Genomic DNA, 20,382 nt, shown 5'->3' on the forward strand with positions numbered 1-20,382 from the left:
AGACAAAAAATCAAGTAGCTTGGTTTTCAAGAGTATGAAAATGACCTTGATTTTGAAAAAGTTCCTTGGAGCAATTTTTTGTACTTTTGGACTAATCGCCTGAGAAAAATTGAATTTTCCTGCAGAAAATCCTGCTTAACCTGACCTTTTTTGACCTTATGTCAAAGAAATTTATCGATATCGAAAAGGCTATCGCCTCCAAAAATCCCAAGCTTCTGAAGTGGATGCCTGGCTTTGTATTGAAGTACATCAAGCGGGTGACTCATGAAGCTTGGCTCAATGAGGTGCTTGAGAAGCATTTGGAAAAAAAGGGGGTGGACTTTGCCGACGCATTGATCGAGGAATATCAGGTAGAGGTGGTGCTTCATGGAGTGGAAAATATACCCAAAGAAGGAGGCGTAATCCTAGCGGCCAATCATCCCCTAGGTGGAATGGATGGGATTGCTTTTGTTCATGCTGTGGGCAAAATCCGTCCCGATATCCGCTTTTTGGTCAATGACCTGCTGACCACGGCTTTTAATAATTTCGAACCCATTTTTGTGCCGGTCAATAAGCATGGGAAAAACTCCAAAGAGGCCAATCTGAAAATTGAAGAAGCTTACTCCAATGGACATGCGGTGTTGATTTTTCCGGCAGGATTGGTATCCCGCAAGCAAAATGGAATAATAAAAGACTTGGAATGGAAAAAAAGTTTTGTCACCAAAGCAAGAAATTACCAATTGGATATACTGCCTTGCCATATCGGAGGTAGGAATTCTGAGTTTTTTTATAATCTTGCCATGTGGCGAAAAAAATTGGGAGTGAAGGCAAACATAGAGATGTTTTGGCTGGTGGACGAAATGTATAAGCAGCGAGGCAAACGAATCGATATTCGTATCGGAAAGCCAATTTCCCACACTCAGTTTGATCATCCAAAAAACGATGCTTCCTGGGCAGTAAAAATCAAAGACGAGGCCTATAAATTAGGATCTAATGCATAAACTCGAACCTATCATCCAACCTGTTTCCCGTGAATTGCTGAAAAAAGAGCTAACCCAAGAGCGGTTTTTGCGGCATACCAATAATGGAGACAACTTGGTGTATCTAGTCAATTACCATAACGCACCCAATGTGGTCAGGGAAATTGGACGGCTTCGGGAGTTGACGTTTCGGGCTGCAGGCGGAGGTACGGGCATGGCTTTGGATCTCGATGACAATGACACCTGCGAAAAATGCTACGATCAGCTGATCACCTGGAATCCGGAGGATGATGAAATTGTAGCCGGATATCGACTCATCATGTGTAAAAATGCCATCCTACCTGATGGTTCCATCAATTTGTCCACAACGCATCTTTTCGATTTTTCTGAGAAGTTTATCAAAGAATTTATCCCCTACACGCTAGAGTTGGGGAGATCTTTTGTCCAGCCAAAATATCAGCCGGGCTTGGACAACAGAAAGGGAATTTTCAGTCTGGACAATCTTTGGGACGGTTTGGGGGCGGTCGTTTTGCTCAATCCCGATGTCAAGTATCTGTTTGGGAAAGTGACGATGTATCCCCATTTCAATCGGGAAGGAAGAGATCTTTTGCTCTTTTTTATGAATCATTATTTTCCTGATCATGAAGAATTGGTTAGGCCTAAGCAAAATCTACGCTTGAGCTATGAGACTGATATTCTTAACCGGCCAAATCCATTTGAAGGCCTGGATTACAAAGAAGGCTACAAGGTGCTCAACGGACGTATCCGAGCTTTGGGAGAAAACATTCCCCCGCTGATCAATACCTACATGAATCTTTCTCCGACCATGCGGACTTTCGGAACTGCGCTCAATGATGAGTTTGGAGAGGTGGAAGAGACCGGAATCATGATCACCTTGGCTGACATTTATGAAAGTAAAAAACACCGCCACATGGACACTTTTGAGCGGGACAGGAATTATGGAAGTCGCCAAAGCTGAAAAGAAGAAAACCCTGTTGGTGGGAGCAACAACTAATCCCTCAAGATACGCTTTCATGGCAGCCCAAATGTTTGAGGAAAGGGGTTTGGAATTTATTCCCATCGGTATCAAAAAAGGGCAGGTGTTGGGAAGAGAAATTCTTGACTTAAGTGAAAAGCCCGCCCTGGAAGGTATCCATACCATTACACTTTATATCGGTCCATCAAATCAGGCGGAGTGGATTGATTATCTGATTGGCCTCAAGCCCAAGCGAATCATCTTCAATCCAGGCACCGAGAATCCCGTTTTTTACCAGAAAGCTAAAGAAGCTGGGATAGAGGTACTTCCAGCCTGTAATCTGGTCATGCTGAGCACAGGGCAATTTTGATGATTTGGGAGTCAAAAATCTCCGGTAGATGCTTGGGATAAAGCTGTGCCAAGTCACTTTTTTTGTCTATCTTGGCCCATCTAAAAAAGAACACTAAATCACCTTTTTAGGCCCATTTTTAGGGTTTTTCTCCAAAAAATATGAGTGAAGACAAAGCGAAGAATCCGGCAGAATACGGAGCTGGAAATATTCAGGTATTAGAAGGCCTGGAGGCAGTAAGGAAAAGACCTGCAATGTACATCGGTGATGTCGGAATCAAAGGACTCCATCACCTGATTTGGGAAGTGGTCGACAACTCCGTAGACGAAGCGCTTGCGGGGCATTGCGATACCATTCATGTCACGGTTCATGAAGACAATTCCATCACAGTAGAAGATAATGGTCGGGGGATTCCTACTGATATGCACCCCAAGGAGAAAAAATCAGCCTTGGAGGTCGTACTTACCGTCCTGCACGCCGGTGGTAAATTCGACAAAGATACCTACAAAGTTTCCGGTGGTCTGCACGGTGTAGGGGTTTCCTGCGTAAATGCTCTTTCCACTGATCTCAAAGCGACAGTTCACAGAAATGGCGTCATTACCGAACAGGAATTTAAAATCGGTGTGCCTCAGTATCCTGCCCGTGAAGTGGGAAAAACTGACAAACGTGGTACGATTATCCACTTTAAGCCTGACGCCAGTATTTTTACTGTGACTGAATTTAAGTACGAAACCATTGCTAACCGACTTAGGGAGATGGCGTACTTGAATGCAGGTATTCGAATCCACCTCCAAGACCTTCGTGAAATCGAAGAGGATGGAAATCCCAAGTCCGATGAGTTTTATTCCGAAGGTGGATTGGTGGAGTTTGTCAAGTATTTGGATGAGACTCGAGAAAAAATCATCGAAGAGCCAATCTATATCGAGTCTCTAAATCAGGAAGTTCCCGTACAGGTGGCCATGAACTACAATAGCTCTTACACAGAGAATGTGGTTTCTTATGTCAACACGATCAATACCTACGAAGGTGGTTCCCACGTGACAGGTTTCAGAAGAGCTTTGACCCGTACTTTGAAAGCTTACGCAGACAAGTCAGGCATGCTGGAAAAACTGAAAATTGAGGTTTCAGGTGACGACTTCCGGGAAGGATTGACTGCTGTTATTTCCGTGAAAGTTGCCGAGCCACAATTTGAAGGACAGACTAAGACCAAGTTGGGTAACTCTGATGTGGTTGGATTTGTGGATTCTGCAGTTTCTGATGTGCTTCAGACCTGGTTGGAAGAGCATCCCCGGGAAGCCAAGACCATTGTAGGAAAAGTGATCCTGGCTGCCCAAGCCAGACATGCGGCTAGAAAAGCCCGAGAAATGGTGCAGCGTAAGAATGTGCTTGGAGGAGGAGGTCTGCCTGGTAAACTTGCGGATTGTGCTAACTCGGATCCTACCGTCTGTGAGTTGTACCTTGTGGAAGGGGACTCTGCAGGTGGGTCGGCCAAGCAAGGACGGGATCGTGATTTCCAAGCGATCTTGCCGTTGAAAGGAAAAATCCTGAACGTAGAAAAAGCCCATGAGCATAAGATCTACGACAACGATGAAATCAAAAATATCCTGACCGCCTTGGGAGTGAAGTTTGGAACGGCCAATGACGATAAAGAACTGGACCTTTCTCACCTTCGCTATCATAAGATCATCATTATGACGGATGCCGATATCGATGGTTCCCATATCCGGACCTTGATTCTGACCTTGTTCTTCCGATACATGCGAGCACTGATCGAAAGGGGATATGTCTACATTGCACTTCCACCTTTGTATTTGCTTAAAAAAGGAAAAGATGAACGCTACTGCTGGACTGAAGAGGAACGGAAAAGGCTGGTAGCCGAAATGGCCAAAGATGGACGGGAAGACAGTGTGGGGATTCAGCGATATAAGGGTCTTGGGGAAATGAACCCGGAACAGTTGTGGTCTACCACGATGGATCCGAATACCCGTACGCTCAAACAGGTCACCATCGAATCGGCGGCTGAGGCAGATCACCTATTTAGCATGCTGATGGGAGATGAAGTTGCCCCAAGAAGAGACTTCATCGAAAGAAACGCCAAATACGCGAAAATCGACACCTAATCATCAGGGGCTTAGTTTAAGCCCCTTTTTTGCAAAGATTAGCATAGAAAAATCCTTTTGGAATTTTATCACATAAGATCTTCTCGAACTATGAAACTGGCAGTGGGAGATAAATACGAGTCCATCATCCAAAAAAGTGACTTGGTCAGCCGAGACCTAAGTTGGGTAAAATTTAATGAGCGAGTGTTGGATCAATCCAAAAAACCGTTCAGGACAATTTTCGAAAAACTGAAGTTTTTGGCTATTACAGCTTCAAACTTGGATGAGTTTTTTATGATCCGTGTGGGTTCTTTGTACAATTACCTCGACTACGAAAAGGAAAGGGTGGATTATTCTGGTCTTAGAGAAGAACCTTTCAAAGAAAAATTGATGAAAGACTGTCAGAGCTTTCATCAGGACCAACATCAGCATTTTACCCAAGTGATTCTTCCGGAATTACATCAGGAGGGTATTTCTGTGGTCAATGTTTCCAAACTCACTGAAGAGGAGCAAGAAAAAGTAAGACAGTACTTCATCAAAGCGATTTATCCCATGCTTACGCCCATGGTGTATGACGGGTATCGTACCTTTCCGATTTTGATGAATAAACTTTTGGTTTTTGGGGTGGTAACGACCAGTCCGGGAGAGCGGAAGGATATGCGAAAGATGAGTTTCGTGCAGATTCCTGCCAATATCCCCAGGTTTTTTGAAATCGAAAGGGAAAACTCCCTTACCCTGATTCCTATTGAAGAAGTGATCCGTGAAAACCTGATTTCTCTTTTCAGAAATGTGGAGATCGAGTCGGTAAGCCTTTTCCGAATTACTCGAAACGGGGATTTCACCTTGGAGGAAAGTGAGGATATGGATGCCAACTTCCTGGAGGAAGTAAAGCGAAAGCTTATGGAGCGAAAGACAGGAAGGGTAGTGAGAATTGAAATCGAGGAAGGCTACTCCAAATGGATGCTCAACTCTTTATTAGAAAGATGGAACCTCCGTCCTGATTCAGTCTTCCTGGTTAGACGTGCCAGCATGATTGATTTTACAGGCCTTTGGCAGATCGTTGGCAATAAGCGTTTTAGAGACCGTTTGCCGCAGATCCCCGAACCTGTCAAGCCTCTTTCTTATCCCGAAGAGGGACGTGCTGACATTTTTGAAATCCTCAAAGAAAAAGACATCCTGCTTCACCACCCTTACAATAACATCGATTCCATTTTGGATTTGATCGAAAAGGCTGCTGAAGATCCTGATGTAATGGCCATAAAAATGACTATTTACCGATTGGCCAAAGAAAGCAGAATCACCAAGGCCCTCCTCCGAGCAGCCGAAAACGGTAAACACGTGTCTGTGCTCTTTGAGGTAAAAGCGCGTTTTGATGAGGAAAATAATATCCGGGAAGCTAAAAAACTTCAAAAAGCGGGATGTTTTGTGATTTACGGGATTTCAAACCTAAAGACCCACACCAAGCTCCTATTGATCGTCAAAAAAGACGATCAGGAAATCACAAGGTATGTTCACTTAGGATCCGGAAATTATAATGAGGATACAGCGAGGCTGTATACAGATATTGGCTTGTTGACTACCAATGAAATTCTGGCGAATGATGTGTCGGAGTTTTTCAATGTAATCACAGGTCACTCGGTACCTAGTGATTACCGCAATTTGATCACAGCACCAAGGGATATGAGGAATCAATTGATCGAGTTTATCGAGCAGGAGGCCGAAAATGCCAGAAATGGCCTTCCAAGTGGGATATTTATCAAGGTAAACTCTCTGGAGGATTCGGAAATTATTTATGCCCTTTACCGTGCTTCTCAGTCCGGGGTGAGAATAAAGCTTATTGTAAGGGGGATCTGTTGTCTCCGTCCAGGAAGACCTGGTCTTAGTGACAATATCGAGGTCATTTCCATTGTAGGGGACTTTTTGGAACACAGCCGTATTTACCACTTCCACAACAATGGCCATACACGTACCTATTCGGGCAGCGCGGATATGATGGTAAGAAGTTTTGACAAGCGTTTAGAGTCCTTATTTAAAGTAGAATCCCCGCTTCTTGAAAGACAATTGATGAATATCCTTGCCTTTAACCTAAAAGACAATGTGAATTCCTATGTCATGCAGGAAGACGGTACCTACGTGGTCAAAGTACCCAATGAAGGGGAACCTGACTTTAATGTACACAAGGAGTTTTTTGATGTGGATGCAGAGGAAGTGATGAAGGTGAAATTAGTAGACTAAATGAAAGAGACTGTCTCATAAGGACTGTTTGTGACATTGAGCACCTGACCAACGAGAGTTGGGCAGATCGAAATGTGTCCTGGATCGCTAGAATCGGCCTTCGACTCCAGTCACCCTGGGTGAAGTCGAAGGGTCGGGCTGACAATAATGCCCCTTTATGAGACAGCCTCTTTTTTATAAAAAGTGTGTGTGATTCACTACGTCTTTTAGTTACTTTGTTCAATTTACTATTTCTAGAATTCTTTATGGGTTAGCTTTTTAGAAATTAAAATCCGCTGTATATTATTTTGAGTTTTAATCATTTCTAAAATAAATATTTATGAAAAGACTGTTTATTATTTTGTTCGCTTTGGGAATCTCAACATCGGCTTTTTCACAAACAGACACTATTCCTGTCAAGAAAGACACCAGTTATTGGTTAAAATCAATAGAAGGAACGTTTGCCTTAAATCAGGCTTCATTCAGTGGCAATTGGACTGGAGGTGGCGTGAATTCGGTGGCATTTAGTGCGGGTCTGCTCGCTAGGGCCAATTATGCCAAAGGTCTATGGTCATGGGACAACAATCTTGATTTGTTATACGGGGTCGTCAAAAACCAAGGCGAAGACGGGAGGAAATCCAATGATAGGATATTCATTGACTCCAAAGTAGGTCTTAAGGCAGGAGATAAATGGAATTATTTCTTCTCAGCGAATTTCTTGTCACAGTTTGCACCCGGATATAGGTTTACCGACACAGACAGGACGTTAATTTCCAAATTTGCAAACCCCGCCTACTTTACGACCTCACTTGGTATGGAGTACAAACCCAATGAGGAATTCAGTTTACGAATATCCCCCTTTTCCCCCAGGTTTACTTTTGTGACGGATAAGGAACTTTATCTCAATGAACCCAAGAACTATGGTGTTCCAATAGGTCAGACAGTTCGTACCGAATGGCTTGCCTTTAATTTATTGGCAGATTGGAATAAACAACTTTCAAAAAACATCAATCTCAAGGCCAGATACCAAATGTATGCTAACTACGAGACTTTTGCTTTCGATGCCATCGACCATCGCCTTGATTTGGTTCTGGCAGCAAAGGTTTCCAATTTGGTCAGTGTGACTCTCACCAGTCTGGTGATTTATGATTTGGACCAGGACGAAAAAGTACAATTTAGCCAGGGCTTGGGGATTGGGTTGGTATTTAAACGGGGCAACTTTCCTGAGAAGAAATAAAAAAATGCAATTTTTTATTTGGGATTTTGATTTAATGAGAATTGTATTATTTTTGAATTCATTGTGGTAGTTAAATAATAGTTGGTTTAGTTTTCAAATAAAGGGCAGGGGATCTTCTCCTGCTTTTTTATTTTTGAGTCCTTGAATAGTGCAATTTTTTTGCAAATCAATTGGATCGTTTATCCCCGGATTTCATATGTTCCTATTCCTGAAATCTGATCATTTTGGGAAGGTTTTATCAAAGGATAATAAAGTTTGTCTGATCCACTTTTAGATTATGTCTTTGCAAAAAAAAAGCCCAGACTTTCGTCTGAGCTTGGTACACTCGGAAGGATTCGAACCCTCAACCCTCGGAGCCGAAATCCGATATTCTATCCAGTTGAACTACGAGTGCGTTTTGTTTATTATGCTTCAAGAGCTGCTTTTACTCGCTCTGCTGCTTCTTTTAATGTAATGGCTGAAAATACTTTCAAACCAGATTCGTCGATGATTTTGGCACCTTCTTCAGCATTAGTGCCTTGAAGTCTTACAATAATCGGAACTCTAATGTCACCGATTGATTTGTAAGCTTCTACCACTCCGTTTGCAATACGGTCGCATCTTACAATACCACCAAATACGTTGATCAGAATAGCTTTTACATTTGGATCCTGAAGAATGATTCTGAAACCAGCCTCTACCGTAGTGGCATTTGCTCCACCTCCTACGTCAAGGAAGTTTGCAGGCTCTCCTCCGGAAAGCTTGATCATATCCATGGTAGCCATCGCAAGACCAGCGCCGTTTACCATGCAACCCACGTTTCCGTCAAGCTTTACATAATTCAGACCAGATTTTCCGGCTTCTACTTCCAAAGGATCTTCTTCGGCTAAGTCTCTGAGTTCAGCAAGCTTTGGCTGACGGTAAAGCGCATTGTCGTCCAAGTTTACTTTTGCATCTACAGCCAAAATCTTATCATCAGAAGTCTTCAACACTGGGTTGATTTCAAACTGAGAAGAGTCAGTAGCAACGTAAGCATTGTAAAGAGCGGTGATAAATTTCACCATTTCTTTATGAGCATTTCCGGAAAGGCCCAATTTGAAGGCTACTTTTCTGGCTTGGAAACCCTGAAGACCAACCTTTGGATCGATCCATTCTTTGATGATTTTTTCAGGATGGTGCTCTGCTACTTCTTCGATATCCATTCCCCCTTCGGTAGAAGCCATGATCACATTGGATCCGGTAGCTCTGTCCAAAAGGATGGACATGTAATATTCTTTAGGTTCGGAGGCTCCAGGATAATACACATCCTCAGCGACCAAAACTTTATTTACTTTTTTTCCTTCGGCACCGGTTTGGATGGTTACCAATGTGCCTCCCAAGATCGCCGCAGCTTTTTCTTTGACGTCTTCCAGCTTTTTGGCAAGAACTACACCTCTTGAGCCTGTTTCTTTAATTTCGCCTTTTCCACGACCACCTGCGTGAATTTGGGCTTTGATCACGTACCAGGAAGTACCTGTCTGAGCGTTGAGTTTTACTGCTGCTTCGTGAGCCGCTTCAGGAGTGTCAGCTACAATGCCTTCCTGAATTCTTACTCCGTAACCTTTCAATACTTCTTTAGCCTGATATTCGTGAATATTCATCTTACCAAATTTTTGCCCGAAGATAAGCGGATGACATGGATAAATCAAACTCACATTTTTCAATTTTTGGCAAAAAAGCCCGTTAATTCCTGGATTTGAGGGATTTGTTTTACTTTTAAAAACTCAAAAAAAGTTACCATGCTGATTGCCAAAGGGATTCATAAATCCTATGGAAGTTTACACGTCCTGAAAGGGGTGGATTTGGAAATTTCCAATTCTGAAATTGTATCCATTGTGGGTTCTTCCGGTGCAGGGAAAAGTACCTTGCTGCACATTTTGGGAACATTAGACCAACCTGATCGGGGGGAACTGAAAATGAATGGAAAAGACCTTTTGCAATTGAAAGGCGATAAACTGGCCGAATTCAGAAATAATTCAGTGGGCTTTATTTTCCAGTTTCACAATCTGCTCCCTGAATTTACCGCCATGGAAAACATCTTTATTCCCGGATTTATCCAAGGGCGAAGTGAAGATGAATTGAAAAAACAGGCAGGTGGTTTGGCTGAAATTCTTGGAATCAGTCACCGGCTGGATCACAAACCCTCGGAACTGTCAGGTGGTGAGCAGCAACGGGTCGCTGTGGCCCGCGCGTTGATCAACAATCCGGATGTGGTTTTTGCAGATGAACCCAGCGGAAACTTGGACACTCATAATGCAAGAGGTCTCCATGAATTGTTTTTTCGGTTGAGAGAGGAGTTGAAACTGGCCTTTGTGATAGTCACCCATAATGAGGAATTGGCCGGTATGGCAGACCGGAAGGTGATCATGAAAGATGGGTTGATTATTTCGGCCTGATTACTTTTTGAGTTTTCTCAGCATGGCCTCTACGTGGGACTTATTTTCGAACAGCCCTTCGTAAACTCCGACGATTTTGTGATCACTGTCCAAGAGATAGGTCACTCTTTTGGGCATTTTGATCAGAGGAATCAAGGCATCATAGGCTTTACATACTTTTCCTGATTCGTCGGAAAGCAGCTCAAAAGGGAGTTTGTATGCTTTTTTGAATTTTTCATGGGTAGGAATATCATCTCTGCTGATTCCGAATACCGGGATTTGTAAATCTCTGAATTCAGCAAACTGATCCCGGAATTCACAGGCTTCGGCAGTACATCCCCGGGTAAAGTCCTTGGGATAAAAAAATAAGATCAAGGACTTTCCTTTTAGGTCTTTTGAAAGCTTGATGATTTTTTCTGAAGTAGAAGGTAGGGTGAAGTCAGGTGCTTGTGTTCCTAGTGCGAGTGCCATTGGATATTTTCTTTTAAGAACTCTGCCGCTGGATTGAAGGTTTCTTCCAAACAAACTTTTGTTTGCAAGAACTATTGGGCTTTGAAATAGATTTGCAATTCGAACCCTTAAGTTAAAATCACCTTCCTTTGAAAATCAGCAGCGTACAGTCCATGCTTTTGGCAGGAATATTTTTTGCCATGATGAATGTGTCTGTCAAGTACATACCCCATATTCCAGCGATAGAAATTGTCTGGTTTCGGTCGGTTTTTAGCTTGGTCTTTACTGTGCTTGTCCTTAGTAAAAAAGGCATACCCATTTTTGGCAATAATAAATTGAATCTGATCACCCGGGGAGTTGTAGGTTCGATCAGTTTGATTCTTTTTTTCTATACGCTTCAGCGGATTCCTTTGGCCAGTGCTGTGACGATGCAGTACTTATCTCCGATTTTCACCACGATCTTGGGCATTTTCATTTTGAAAGAAAATGTCAGGCCTATTCAGTTTTTCTATTTTGCCATGGCCTTTTCGGGAGTCTTGGTTATTCAGGGATTTGATCCAAGGGTAGACCCTCTTAGTGCGGGAATGGGGTTGATTTCTTCTTTAGCCTCTGGGGTGGCTTACAATATGATCCGAAAGCTCAAAACCTCTGAGCACCCTTTGGTGATCGTTTTTTATTTCCCATTGGTGACTCTGCCGATAGCTTCGATCATTATGATGTTTGATTGGGTGACGCCTCAGGGTTGGGATTGGCTGATCTTACTTTGGATTGGTTTCTGTACTCAGAATGCCCAATATTTTATGACAAAAGCCTATCAAACAGGCAACCTTTCACGAGTTTCAAGTTTGAGCTACATGGGAGTGCTTTATGCTTTGATTTTTGGATTTTTCCTTTTCGGAGAGACTTTCCCATTTGCCTCTTATATTGGAATGGCCTTGGTATTGGTAGGGATTTTGTTGAACCTTAGAGTAAAATAATTCTGTTATGTGATTACAACTTTTTTATCTGCTACGACTAAGACTAAAACTGATCTTCATGAGGTTACCGACATCTTTTCTATCCTTTGTCAGCTTGCTTATTTTGGCAATCTCCGTATCCTCCTGTTTATTCGAAAGTGAGGATTCCGATCAAGATAACGAGATAGATTGTAGCCAGTTTGCCTATCCAGACACCCTTTTTGTCATCAAACCTGGCCAAAGCAATTTGGTAAGGCCAGTCAACAATCTCCAAGGAACCTATTCGGCTTCACCCTTAGGTTTGGCCATAAATGCTGCGACAGGTGAAATAGATGTGAATGCCAGCGAAACGGGCTTGAAGTATAAAGTTTCCTTTTCCCCTGAGGGGAGTGAACAGGTATGTGAATTTTTTGTCACTGTAGGAGGTATCAACTATTTGGATGGGGTGTATATACTAAGTAGAAATGAGATCAATGCAGTACCAGTCTATAATGGTGTACCAGGGTTGGCTTTGCCTTGTCCTGACGATGACGACGACGATGATGATGACGACGATGATGACGATGATGATTCCAGTTGTAAGTTTGATGGAGAGGATCTATTAAAAAATCTCGGTTTTGAAATTTCCAGTAAGGGCGTCTTTGACTTGAAAAAAACGGTGGAAAATGGCACGTTTGGGTCAATCCCTGTCAATGGGACCATCCTTGACGTAGAACTTAACTACCAATTAGCCGATCTAAGTGCCTTGGCTCCGAATAAAATTCCTCTACGGTTTTTTTACTACAATAAGTTTTCGGACGTACCCAAGGCTATCCTGGATGACATAGAAGAAAAAAGAAAACTTATCAACGAGGTCACTGACCCCAAAAATCCTAATTTTAGAGTGTTAGAAACTGTCCGTCCGGCAGGAAAGCCCAGACCGCCTTATGTGGTAATCGTGGCTAGTTTTGAATAAAAGACTGTTGGGCTGGGCAATCAGCCCCTATATGTCAAAAAAGATCCTGATTGGTTTTTTAGTTTTCCTCCTTGTTTCCAATTCAGGGATCACATGGACTTTTCAGCAACAGAATCCAAACTTAGATCGGGCAAATCATCTTTATTTTCTGGACAATCCTTCTGAATCTCAGGATTTGGAAGCCATAGCGTTGTACCAGGAGGTATTGGCAGCTGTACCCAACCCATCCGAAGCAACTGATTTTGTTCTTGCGAGTGAGAGACTCGGAAATCTTTTTCTGACTTATGGAAAGGTGAAAGATGCAAAGAACGCTTATAACCAAGGCATTGTAATGGCAAGAGCTTTTCAACTTCCAGATACCTTGGTTTATGCGCATCATTTGTATCTCGGGGAGGCTCTTTTTGCTCTTAATCAATTGGATAGTTCCCTGTATCACTTGCAGAAAGCAGAAATGCTTCAGACACGGATTCAAGAGAATGCAGAGCCTGAAAGGCTTTATAATGCCTTGGGGGTCTATTTTTTTGAAACAGGAAATTTCAACCAAAGTGTCAGTTACTTTTCAAAAGCCGAGTCCTATCTGCTGGGTGAAAATCCTGATATGGAACGGTATGCCCGCTATAGTTTCAGCAGTAACAAGGCTTCGGCTTTGTATAAATTGGAAAAGTTTGACAGTGCACAGACGATTTACAAAGGCTTATTGAAGTTGGGGATCAATACTGATCAAATCCGAATCAACTTGGCCAATACCTACATTGAAGAGAGAAATCCCGAAAGGGCTTTAGAAGTCCTGGATTCCATTCAGCCTGATTTTGCCAACAATTCCCTTTCCTTTCGCAATCTTCGCTCCAAGGTTTTTCTACAAAAGCAAGATCTACAAAACCTTGAAAAAGAGTTGAGTCTTGCCAAGGTATTGGTTGAAAAGGATTCCCTTTCTTCAAAAAATCTCCAGAAGGGCATTTATTATTCCCTTTTGGGGGATTTTTGGATTGCTCGGCAAAAAGAAGAGGAGGCTTTAAAGTTCTTTCAGCTATCGATTGCTCAGTTGCATCCGGAATTTCAGAATCCTGACCCTTTTTCCAACCCGGATCAATTGGCTCTGGGGATGTCTGCTCTGACATTGTTTGATGTGCTGACCAAAAAGGCTCAAACAGCCTGGACTTTGTATGATAAAACCAAAAAAGATACCTGGTTTGCCTTAGGTTTGGATACCTGGAAAAAGGCCTTTTCCCTGGCAAGATTTATTTCGGTGAATTATGACAATGATGAGGCAAGGGTTTTTTTAGGTGATAAAGTTCAGCTTGCTTACCAGAAAGCCATAGATTCTTTATTTCGGTTTTTTGCAATAAAAAAGGATGGTTTTTTGATGGAATTGGCTTTTGTATGGTCCGAGGAAAGCAAGTCAGAGGGCTTGAATATCGGGGCTAAAGAAGAAGCCCGAAAGAGATCTTTCGGACTTCCGGGAGGGCTGATTCAGGAGGAGAAAAACCTCTTGTTTTCGATATCAAAGAATTACCAAAAATTATTGGATACACAGGATGGGCAAGTGAGAGCTCAACTGGAAAAAGACTTGGTTGACCTCCGGGTAAATTTGTCAAGAATCCGGGAGAAGTTCAGGCAATATCCCGGATTCATTGGCGAGGAGAATAGTGAATTTACCCTCGCACAGCTTCAGCAAAATCTTCCTCAAGGCTACGGAGTACTGACATTTTTCATCAGCGAAAGCAACTTGTTTCTTTTTTGGGTAGAAAATCAGGTGCTGGATTGGAAAGTGGTTCCCTTATCGGAGATTCCTTTGGAAGGGTTGAGAAACTGGATGACAGAAATCCAGTCCCCCCAATCGGGTCAAAGGTTATCGTCCAATCCGAATTGGACGAATTTTAGTAAGTTGGTTTTGGGTTCATTCCAAGACCGATTGGTCGGATTGGAGGAGTTGATTCTTGTTCCACATCAACTTTTCAATAAGTTCCCCTTTGATTTATTGTCAGACAGTTCGGGTAATTATCTAATCGAAACGCTGCCACTTAGCTACCAGTTTTCTGCCCGTTTTATCAAGAAAGTGAGTAGAGAAAGTCCTCAACCAGCTATTCTTGCTGTTGCACCTTTTATCCTGGAAGGTCCAGAAAATTTCAGGGGATTTGCACCATTGAGACAATCCGTTGCTGAAATTTCCGCCCTAGAAGGAGAAAAATTAATGGGAAAGGAGGCTACAAGAGAAGTATTCCTGGAGAGGTCTCCAAAAGCCAAAATCATTCACCTGGCTACCCATGCGGTAGCTTCTTCCGAAGATCCCAATGAAGCTTTCATCGCCTTTTATCCCGGGGAGGAGGAGTTCAGGATATTTGCGCCCGAGCTTGCATTCCAAAATTTGGATCCTGTAGAATTAGTCTACTTGAGTGCTTGCGAAACAGGATCAGGAAAAGAAAGTAACAGCGAAGGGCTGATCAGTTTAGCGAGGAGCTTGGCCATTGCCGGTGTGGACCAGTTGGTAATTTCCCAATGGGTGAGTGAGGATCAGGTTTCGGCTTATTTATCCTCGCGATTTTATAAGTATGCAGGCATGGGAGATTCTTATTCCAACGCTCTTCGCAAAGCAAAACTCGACTTGTTGGAGGATCCAACCATGGCCCAATTTCACCACCCATTCTATTGGACCAACTACCGGATCATAGGTCAGCCAGAAGTTGGGACTTGGAGATTTGATGCCATTCTTTGGATACTCGGAATCTTCAGCTTTTTAGCCGTCGGAGTATGGGCTTGGACTCGGAAAGATCTCCAGGCTTAGCAGAAATCCTTGGATTAAGGTTGGCTTTTTTGGACAGTTTGTCGATTTTTTTCAGGGAAAGCAGTCCTTTTTCAATGATTTCTGGTGCTTTGATGACATTTCGGATTGCAGGAATCAAAGCTCCCAAAACAAGCAAAAAGGCCAATAAGTCTCCAGGACCAATAGAAGACCAATCCATCCATGAGCTGAATAAGAGTAAGCCCACCAGGATAGGACCTAAGGCATTGATGCTTGCATGGCGAAGGGACTCCAATCGTTGGTAATTCAACTGAGTAGAAAGTAAGTGGTCATTTCGGCTATTGAATTCGCGGATGGATTTATTGATTCGATTGCCTTCATGTAAGCTGGAGTGAGTGCCAAAAGATTGAGTCACATAATGCAGCAGTTCATTTTTTTGACTTCTTTTCTCAGGGACAAGTTGAAGTTGCCTTTTGTCAAGCCAAAGGAAGTAGGGTAAAATCAGGACTCCGGAAAGTAACACCAGTAGGGTCAAGTTGGGGTTTATCCATCCCAGAAGCAATACACCTGAAATCAAGAAGAGGAGGTCTCTTAGCCCCCGATGAATTCCATGCGTGAGGAGATTTCTTACCGGAAGTAAATCTCCACTGTACCTGAGCAAATATTTGCTGAAAGGTTTTTTTTCAAATTTTTCAGGCATCCATCTGAGTTGCCTTCGGTACATTTTTGCCACTAGGTAATGGATAAACCGATCCACATCTTGATTCAGTCCTTTTCTCTCCAAGTACTGAAGCGTGAATTTCAACAGAGTAACCAATCCCATTAGGGTAAAGAAGACCTCCAAACTTTCCATTTTTAAGCCTGATCCTTCCAGGATTTGGGTTTTCGCCAGAGAATTTTGGAACTGGAGTTCAAAAAACCATCCGGTCATCAGGCTGAGGAAAAAGGTGCTGAGGCTGGCTATCCATCCCAGCGCCAAGTAAAGTCCAGATAAGGGAAATTTCCCAAACCAATACTTTCTTAAGGTTCTGTTCTTTATCGGATTATTCATGTCAAGAAAGTTCAGGGGAGAAGTTAATCGCTCAAGCTTGGAGCTGGGAAAAATTCTCTTTTACCATGGGCCATTTTCCTGCGGAAAGATCTTCCAAATTGAGGATAGGAAGAAAAAGCAATTCCTGTCTTTCATAGAGGAATTCTTTGACCTCTTTGATCAAAAGAGGACTTGCGGTAAACAGGCCGGATAGGGCAGAGGGCATGATTCCCCATTGGTTGAGAGTTTGGACACCCTGCACGGCAGAAAGACTATCACCCGCTGAAAAAACGACCTGGTGAACAGTACTCATGAACACCGGATTTCTGAGGAGCATTCGGGTTTCCCGTTGGAAAATTCCGTCAGCGATTTCAATCACCACATATTCTGGCTGAAAAGGAAGGACCTCGGCAAGCAGAGATTCGTAAAGATTCAACAGCTCCTGTTCTGAAATCAGATAAGTGGAAGGGTAGCCATATTTGGTAAAGTCAACGGCCGTGATTGCGCCAAGGTCATAAGCAAGATTTCGGTCTTTGGGATAGGCTGTGCCGGTCAGCTTGATATAGGCAGCATTGATTCCCTGCTGGGCAAATCCATGGCAAAGGAATGCAGCGGTAGTGGTTTTTCCGCTATCCATGGATGATCCTAGGGAAAGGATCACTTTCGTTTTGGATGCGGCTGTTCCGTCAAATTTTGAAAGATGAGGTTGACCGACTTGAATGGTATTCAGGATTTGGCCGGATGAATCAGTTACCATTCCCAACATTTTGAGTTGGGTAGGCCCTTCTGTTTCAAATTTGGAGTGGCTTGATTCCAAGATTCCTACCACACCTCCTCCTCCGAGGATATGGTAATGTTCCTGAAGCGTTTCCGGTACATATCCTTCAAACTGATTTGTCGCATAACGGGCGCCAAATACTGCCATAATTTGATCACCTAAGGCAAGAGTTAGGTTTCTTCCTGCACTTTGGATTTGTGTATGCTTTCCAAGATGAGTCACTTCAAACAAGGCTACATCACCTGCGCTAAGACGAAGATCCTCAGGAAGTTCATGGGTTGGAATGAAGTAATCCATGGATACCTGTGCACATGTCATTCCTTTCTTGATTCTGTTTTTCATGGCTATAAAAGATTGAGTGGGGGAAGTTGATTTAGAAGTTGAAGGGTAATACGCCATCGGTGTTGAGACCTTTGAGCTGATAGGAAAGCGAGATTCCGATGATGTGTTGGTTGTTAAAAGGCCGTTGAATTCGACCGGTATTTGGGTTTAAGACATTGATTTTATTGGTCTCCGAAAGGACCAGATTGAATTCATGCTGATTCATGTAGTAAATGGAAAGACGGAGGGGATCAGAAATTTTAAAGTTGAAATTGGCCATGATCCTTCCTCTGTGAAGTCCGTTGGATGGCTTCCTGGCGATCTCTTCTCCTTGTTCATTGAAATATCGGATAGGTGCCCCACCGATATTGTAAAAAAGGAAATAGCTGAGCGAAGGCGCCACTTTTAGGAAATCCAGTCTTTTTCTCAGCCCAATTCTGGAGGAAAGGATGACTCTTTGGTCAAAGCGGTATTCCTGGTCGTTGTGAGCTTCAAATTGCAGGCTGTTTCTCAGCACATACCTTCTGTCCAAAACAATCCGGTGTGTTCCTTCCAGAATAAATCGGAATGTGGTCCGATCGAGGCTTGGCACATGCATCCACGCTGTGCCCATCCCAAAATTCCAATCCTTGTTATACTTATAGTTCAGTCGCAAAGAATACCAATTGAAGGCAGTTTCCACCTGAGAATCGTCCATTCCCAAAGACTTCATGTAACTTCCTCTTAGACTTAGCTCTTTGGTGAGAGGCATTCCCAAGCTGTAGCTGTTCCAAAGTCTGGTTTTGTATTGGGCGACTGCGAAAAGAGGAAATAGGGTCAGAAAGAAGAAAAGGAGAAAAATCCTGCTACTTGTGTTTTTCATATCGGTGGCTTTTGTACTTCTAGGTCGAAGCCAACCGCTCGGATGTAATCGGTTTTTGAAAAAATTCTTTCTGTGATCTCAATCCTTCGATTCTAGGTTGATTTCCCAAAAAGCGCCCCGAGAATCATGGTGTTTTTGAATTATCCAGAGGTAGAACACTGAAAAAAAAGACTTCGAAGATTGATCTCAATCCTGAAGATTTGGAAGAAAATTAAAGTCAATCGTGGGTAAAAAGTGCCTTGATTTTTTTCTCTTTATTCTCGAGAATCAATTGATTACCCGCTAGATCGAAGTTGATTTTTGAGTTGGGGGATAGTAGGGTAAACAAACTGTCTGCCTTCTCTGCAGTTTGTTTGGAGGTGTACATTTTGGGTACTACATCTTGCTGATTGGGGCCCAGCCAAGTGGAAGAATAAATATCGACTAAAGAAGTACCCAATTCATAAAGCAGGAATGGCTTTGATTTGAAAAAATATCCGGGGAAAAGTTCTAAGTAAAATGCTTCAGGGTGTTGGGGGTTGTAATAGCCAGGCCCACCTTCAGGCATTCTTTTGGTAGTCAGTTTTAAAGTTGCTTCAGGATTTTCACAGGAAGGGAAAGAATAGATTTCTCCCTTTTCATTTAAAAATCCTTTCCATTTCCATAGGATTTCTTGGATGGGGATTTTTTCATCTTTCACTTGATTTACCAAAGGGCAGGATTCAAGGGGTTCTATTTTTTCCAGAAGAAAAGGTATTTCAGAAATAGTGTCATTAGGATAGTTTTTTTTGAGTTGTCCGCTGATTTTTACCTTCCACTCCTTCTGATTGGATGAATAAAGGCTCAGGATTTTCAGAGCAGAGTGCCCTTGAGGTTGGCCATCGTTTGCCCGACTGTTTTCAATAATAAATGCCTTGAGTAAGGTGCTGTCAAAAGGAAAAAGTTTGACTTCCTGACCGACCTCAGTCCTTGACTTGAATACGAAATAGTCAAAGGATGAGGAAGTAGATTCTGATTTACCCAACTCCAAGACAGCTTCCAAGGATTCAATTTTAGAAATGGTTTGCCGTGATGAGTAATCGGGAATTTTTGCGTTCTCCTCTGGTGCACAGCCGATGATCATCAGAAAGATCACTTGGTACATCCATTTTCCTAATGTAGAACCTTCCCAATTTGTCATGACCAAAAAACAGTGCTGAATCCGGAATTTAAGTTCGGTTAAATAATTTAAAGCTCAACTCGAGAGATTAGGATAAATAAAAAAAGACGCCAATTGGGCGTCTTTTTACGGTGAAGTGAATGAGTTTATTTATCTCATTTTCAGTTCAATGTCACTGGATGCTTTTATGCGATCCTCCACAGTTCTGTAAATGGTTCTATTGGTATTTCGGTTGATCAGAAGTACTCCACTGGTAAGTTCAGCAGATTCTAAGGCTGAGGTACTAATGGTGGAAAACCATCTCTGAGCATCGATCTGAAGCAGGGCAAGTGGATTATTTACATTGTCCAAGAAGAACAGATCATCGTCATCTTCTCCTTCCAGTTCTACTTCGAAGTCAATGTCATCGTCATCATCTCCAAATACTTCAAAACGGAAAGGAACTGAACGGCCATCGGTGTAAGTGAACGTACCTTCCAACTGAATGGAGGGTTGGTTTTTGTTATCAATCAAGTCGATTTCTACTTCGATTTCTTCATAATTTCCCGCAGGGATGGCGATGAAAAAGTCTGCATTCGAGTTCAACTCATCAAAATTGATTTTTTTGATTTCCGGAAATTTGAATTCCATTTCCTTTTCAAATTCTCTTCCAGCCTCATCTACACCCTCGGTTTCCAATTCGATCTTTTTTACCTGAAGGAAACCGGTATTGATATTCAAGCCGGTGTTGGCAAGTCTTGCGCCGGCATTTCCAGAGGATTTGAGCTTTACCCCCATGCCAATTTTGACTTCTCCCGAACCCAAAACATCGGGATTGTTTTCATCAGTACAGGAAGAAAAAGCCATTCCTAAAGCAGCGAATGCAAGAGCATAAAATCGGTGAGTAGTTTTCATTAGTGTTGTTTGGATTTGTTTTCCCTTTGTA

17 protein-coding genes and 1 tRNA gene are annotated in these 20,382 nt (G+C 42.7%); 10 read left to right on the plus strand and 8 right to left on the minus strand.

Annotated features, from left to right (window positions below; genetic code table 11):
- Window positions 1-158 precede the first annotated feature (158 nt).
- The 6 genes from DDT91_RS00200 (at window position 159) to DDT91_RS00225 (ending at window position 7,834) form a co-directional block, all read left to right on the plus strand.
- The gene (locus tag DDT91_RS00200) at window positions 159-980 is read left to right on the plus strand and encodes a 1-acyl-sn-glycerol-3-phosphate acyltransferase (protein WP_187174103.1); all 822 of its coding nucleotides are present in this window, start codon (window positions 159-161) and stop codon (window positions 978-980) included.
- Window positions 973-1,938, plus strand: coding sequence for a GNAT family N-acetyltransferase (locus tag DDT91_RS00205; protein ID WP_187174104.1), 966 nt, complete (start codon window positions 973-975; stop codon window positions 1,936-1,938). Before DDT91_RS00200 ends, DDT91_RS00205 begins: the two co-directional genes overlap by 8 nt.
- Complete coding sequence (locus DDT91_RS00210) at window positions 1,919-2,305, plus strand: CoA-binding protein (RefSeq protein ID WP_187174105.1); 387 nt, start codon at window positions 1,919-1,921, stop codon at window positions 2,303-2,305. Before DDT91_RS00205 ends, DDT91_RS00210 begins: the two co-directional genes overlap by 20 nt.
- Window positions 2,306-2,445: 140 nt before the next feature.
- On the plus strand, window positions 2,446-4,404 hold the full coding sequence (gene gyrB / locus DDT91_RS00215) for a DNA topoisomerase (ATP-hydrolyzing) subunit B (protein ID WP_187174106.1): 1,959 nt from the start codon (window positions 2,446-2,448) through the stop codon (window positions 4,402-4,404).
- A gap of 90 nt (window positions 4,405-4,494) precedes the next feature.
- Window positions 4,495-6,618, plus strand: a complete 2,124-nt coding sequence (gene ppk1 / locus DDT91_RS00220) for a polyphosphate kinase 1 (protein ID WP_187174107.1) — start codon at window positions 4,495-4,497, stop codon at window positions 6,616-6,618.
- Between the two features lie 319 nt (window positions 6,619-6,937).
- Window positions 6,938-7,834: a DUF3078 domain-containing protein gene (locus tag DDT91_RS00225; protein ID WP_187174108.1), complete on the plus strand. Its 897-nt coding sequence runs from the start codon at window positions 6,938-6,940 to the stop codon at window positions 7,832-7,834.
- A 317-nt stretch (window positions 7,835-8,151) separates the two neighbouring features.
- Here the strand turns inward: DDT91_RS00225 and DDT91_RS00230 are convergent.
- Window positions 8,152-8,228: transfer RNA gene (locus DDT91_RS00230), tRNA-Arg, on the minus strand.
- 10 nt (window positions 8,229-8,238) lie between these two features.
- On the minus strand, window positions 8,239-9,453 hold the full coding sequence (gene sucC, locus DDT91_RS00235; protein WP_187174109.1) for an ADP-forming succinate--CoA ligase subunit beta: 1,215 nt from the start codon (window positions 9,451-9,453) through the stop codon (window positions 8,239-8,241).
- Window positions 9,454-9,591: 138 nt separating this feature from the next.
- Here sucC and DDT91_RS00240 point away from each other — a divergent pair, with 138 nt between their 5' ends.
- Window positions 9,592-10,248, plus strand: a complete 657-nt coding sequence (locus tag DDT91_RS00240; RefSeq protein WP_187174110.1) for an ABC transporter ATP-binding protein — start codon at window positions 9,592-9,594, stop codon at window positions 10,246-10,248.
- Here DDT91_RS00240 and DDT91_RS00245 read toward each other — a convergent pair whose 3' ends face one another.
- Entirely contained in the window at window positions 10,249-10,698 is a 450-nt protein-coding gene (locus tag DDT91_RS00245) for a peroxiredoxin (protein WP_187174111.1), read from the minus strand.
- Window positions 10,699-10,850: 152 nt separating this feature from the next.
- On the opposite strand from DDT91_RS00245, the gene DDT91_RS00250 reads away from it, so the two are divergent.
- From DDT91_RS00250 to DDT91_RS00260, 3 genes are read left to right on the plus strand one after another with little or no spacing between them, the layout of a single operon-like run.
- Entirely contained in the window at window positions 10,851-11,654 is an 804-nt protein-coding gene (locus tag DDT91_RS00250; protein WP_187174263.1) for a DMT family transporter, read from the plus strand.
- A 58-nt stretch (window positions 11,655-11,712) separates the two neighbouring features.
- A complete protein-coding gene (locus DDT91_RS00255; protein WP_187174112.1) occupies window positions 11,713-12,588 on the plus strand; it encodes a hypothetical protein in 876 nt (291 codons plus the stop codon).
- Window positions 12,589-12,619: 31 nt separating this feature from the next.
- Window positions 12,620-15,370 carry a CHAT domain-containing protein gene (locus DDT91_RS00260; protein ID WP_187174113.1) on the plus strand — a complete coding sequence of 917 codons (2,751 nt, stop codon included), beginning with the start codon at window positions 12,620-12,622 and terminating at the stop codon, window positions 15,368-15,370.
- On the opposite strand, the gene DDT91_RS00265 is transcribed toward DDT91_RS00260, so the two are convergent.
- From DDT91_RS00265 to DDT91_RS00285, 5 genes are all read right to left on the minus strand, one after another.
- Window positions 15,315-16,379, minus strand: a complete 1,065-nt coding sequence (locus tag DDT91_RS00265; RefSeq protein ID WP_187174114.1) for an ABC transporter ATP-binding protein — start codon at window positions 16,377-16,379, stop codon at window positions 15,315-15,317. The genes DDT91_RS00260 and DDT91_RS00265 overlap by 56 nt on opposite strands.
- A gap of 31 nt (window positions 16,380-16,410) precedes the next feature.
- Window positions 16,411-17,478, minus strand: a complete 1,068-nt coding sequence (locus DDT91_RS00270) for a DUF1611 domain-containing protein (RefSeq protein WP_187174115.1) — start codon at window positions 17,476-17,478, stop codon at window positions 16,411-16,413.
- Between the two features lie 31 nt (window positions 17,479-17,509).
- On the minus strand, window positions 17,510-18,319 hold the full coding sequence (locus DDT91_RS00275; protein WP_187174116.1) for a DUF2490 domain-containing protein: 810 nt from the start codon (window positions 18,317-18,319) through the stop codon (window positions 17,510-17,512).
- A 217-nt stretch (window positions 18,320-18,536) separates the two neighbouring features.
- Window positions 18,537-19,478: a hypothetical protein gene (locus DDT91_RS00280; RefSeq protein WP_187174117.1), complete on the minus strand. Its 942-nt coding sequence runs from the start codon at window positions 19,476-19,478 to the stop codon at window positions 18,537-18,539.
- Between the two features lie 129 nt (window positions 19,479-19,607).
- Window positions 19,608-20,351, minus strand: a complete 744-nt coding sequence (locus tag DDT91_RS00285) for a hypothetical protein (protein WP_187174118.1) — start codon at window positions 20,349-20,351, stop codon at window positions 19,608-19,610.
- Window positions 20,352-20,382 lie beyond the last annotated feature (31 nt).

This window comes from Algoriphagus sp. AK58 (genome assembly GCF_014324365.1).
In the GTDB taxonomy this organism is placed as follows: Bacteria; Bacteroidota; Bacteroidia; order Cytophagales; family Cyclobacteriaceae; genus Algoriphagus.

Excerpts from the sequence above, each read along its gene's own strand:
- DDT91_RS00275 (WP_187174116.1), bottom strand. The coding sequence starts at position 18,319 with ATGAAAAACACAAGTAGCAGGATTTTTCTCCTTTTCTTCTTTCTGACC.
- DDT91_RS00260 (WP_187174113.1), top strand. The coding sequence starts at position 12,620 with ATGTCAAAAAAGATCCTGATTGGTTTTTTAGTTTTCCTCCTTGTTTCC.
- DDT91_RS00245 (WP_187174111.1), bottom strand. The coding sequence starts at position 10,698 with ATGGCACTCGCACTAGGAACACAAGCACCTGACTTCACCCTACCTTCT.
- DDT91_RS00205 (WP_187174104.1), top strand. The coding sequence starts at position 973 with ATGCATAAACTCGAACCTATCATCCAACCTGTTTCCCGTGAATTGCTG.
- DDT91_RS00280 (WP_187174117.1), bottom strand. The coding sequence starts at position 19,478 with ATGACAAATTGGGAAGGTTCTACATTAGGAAAATGGATGTACCAAGTG.
- DDT91_RS00285 (WP_187174118.1), bottom strand. The coding sequence starts at position 20,351 with ATGAAAACTACTCACCGATTTTATGCTCTTGCATTCGCTGCTTTAGGA.
- DDT91_RS00270 (WP_187174115.1), bottom strand. The coding sequence starts at position 17,478 with ATGAAAAACAGAATCAAGAAAGGAATGACATGTGCACAGGTATCCATG.
- sucC (WP_187174109.1), bottom strand. The coding sequence starts at position 9,453 with ATGAATATTCACGAATATCAGGCTAAAGAAGTATTGAAAGGTTACGGA.
- DDT91_RS00250 (WP_187174263.1), top strand. The coding sequence starts at position 10,851 with ATGCTTTTGGCAGGAATATTTTTTGCCATGATGAATGTGTCTGTCAAG.
- gyrB (WP_187174106.1), top strand. The coding sequence starts at position 2,446 with ATGAGTGAAGACAAAGCGAAGAATCCGGCAGAATACGGAGCTGGAAAT.
- DDT91_RS00225 (WP_187174108.1), top strand. The coding sequence starts at position 6,938 with ATGAAAAGACTGTTTATTATTTTGTTCGCTTTGGGAATCTCAACATCG.
- DDT91_RS00240 (WP_187174110.1), top strand. The coding sequence starts at position 9,592 with ATGCTGATTGCCAAAGGGATTCATAAATCCTATGGAAGTTTACACGTC.
- DDT91_RS00210 (WP_187174105.1), top strand. The coding sequence starts at position 1,919 with ATGGAAGTCGCCAAAGCTGAAAAGAAGAAAACCCTGTTGGTGGGAGCA.
- ppk1 (WP_187174107.1), top strand. The coding sequence starts at position 4,495 with ATGAAACTGGCAGTGGGAGATAAATACGAGTCCATCATCCAAAAAAGT.
- DDT91_RS00200 (WP_187174103.1), top strand. The coding sequence starts at position 159 with ATGTCAAAGAAATTTATCGATATCGAAAAGGCTATCGCCTCCAAAAAT.
- DDT91_RS00255 (WP_187174112.1), top strand. The coding sequence starts at position 11,713 with ATGAGGTTACCGACATCTTTTCTATCCTTTGTCAGCTTGCTTATTTTG.
- DDT91_RS00265 (WP_187174114.1), bottom strand. The coding sequence starts at position 16,379 with ATGAATAATCCGATAAAGAACAGAACCTTAAGAAAGTATTGGTTTGGG.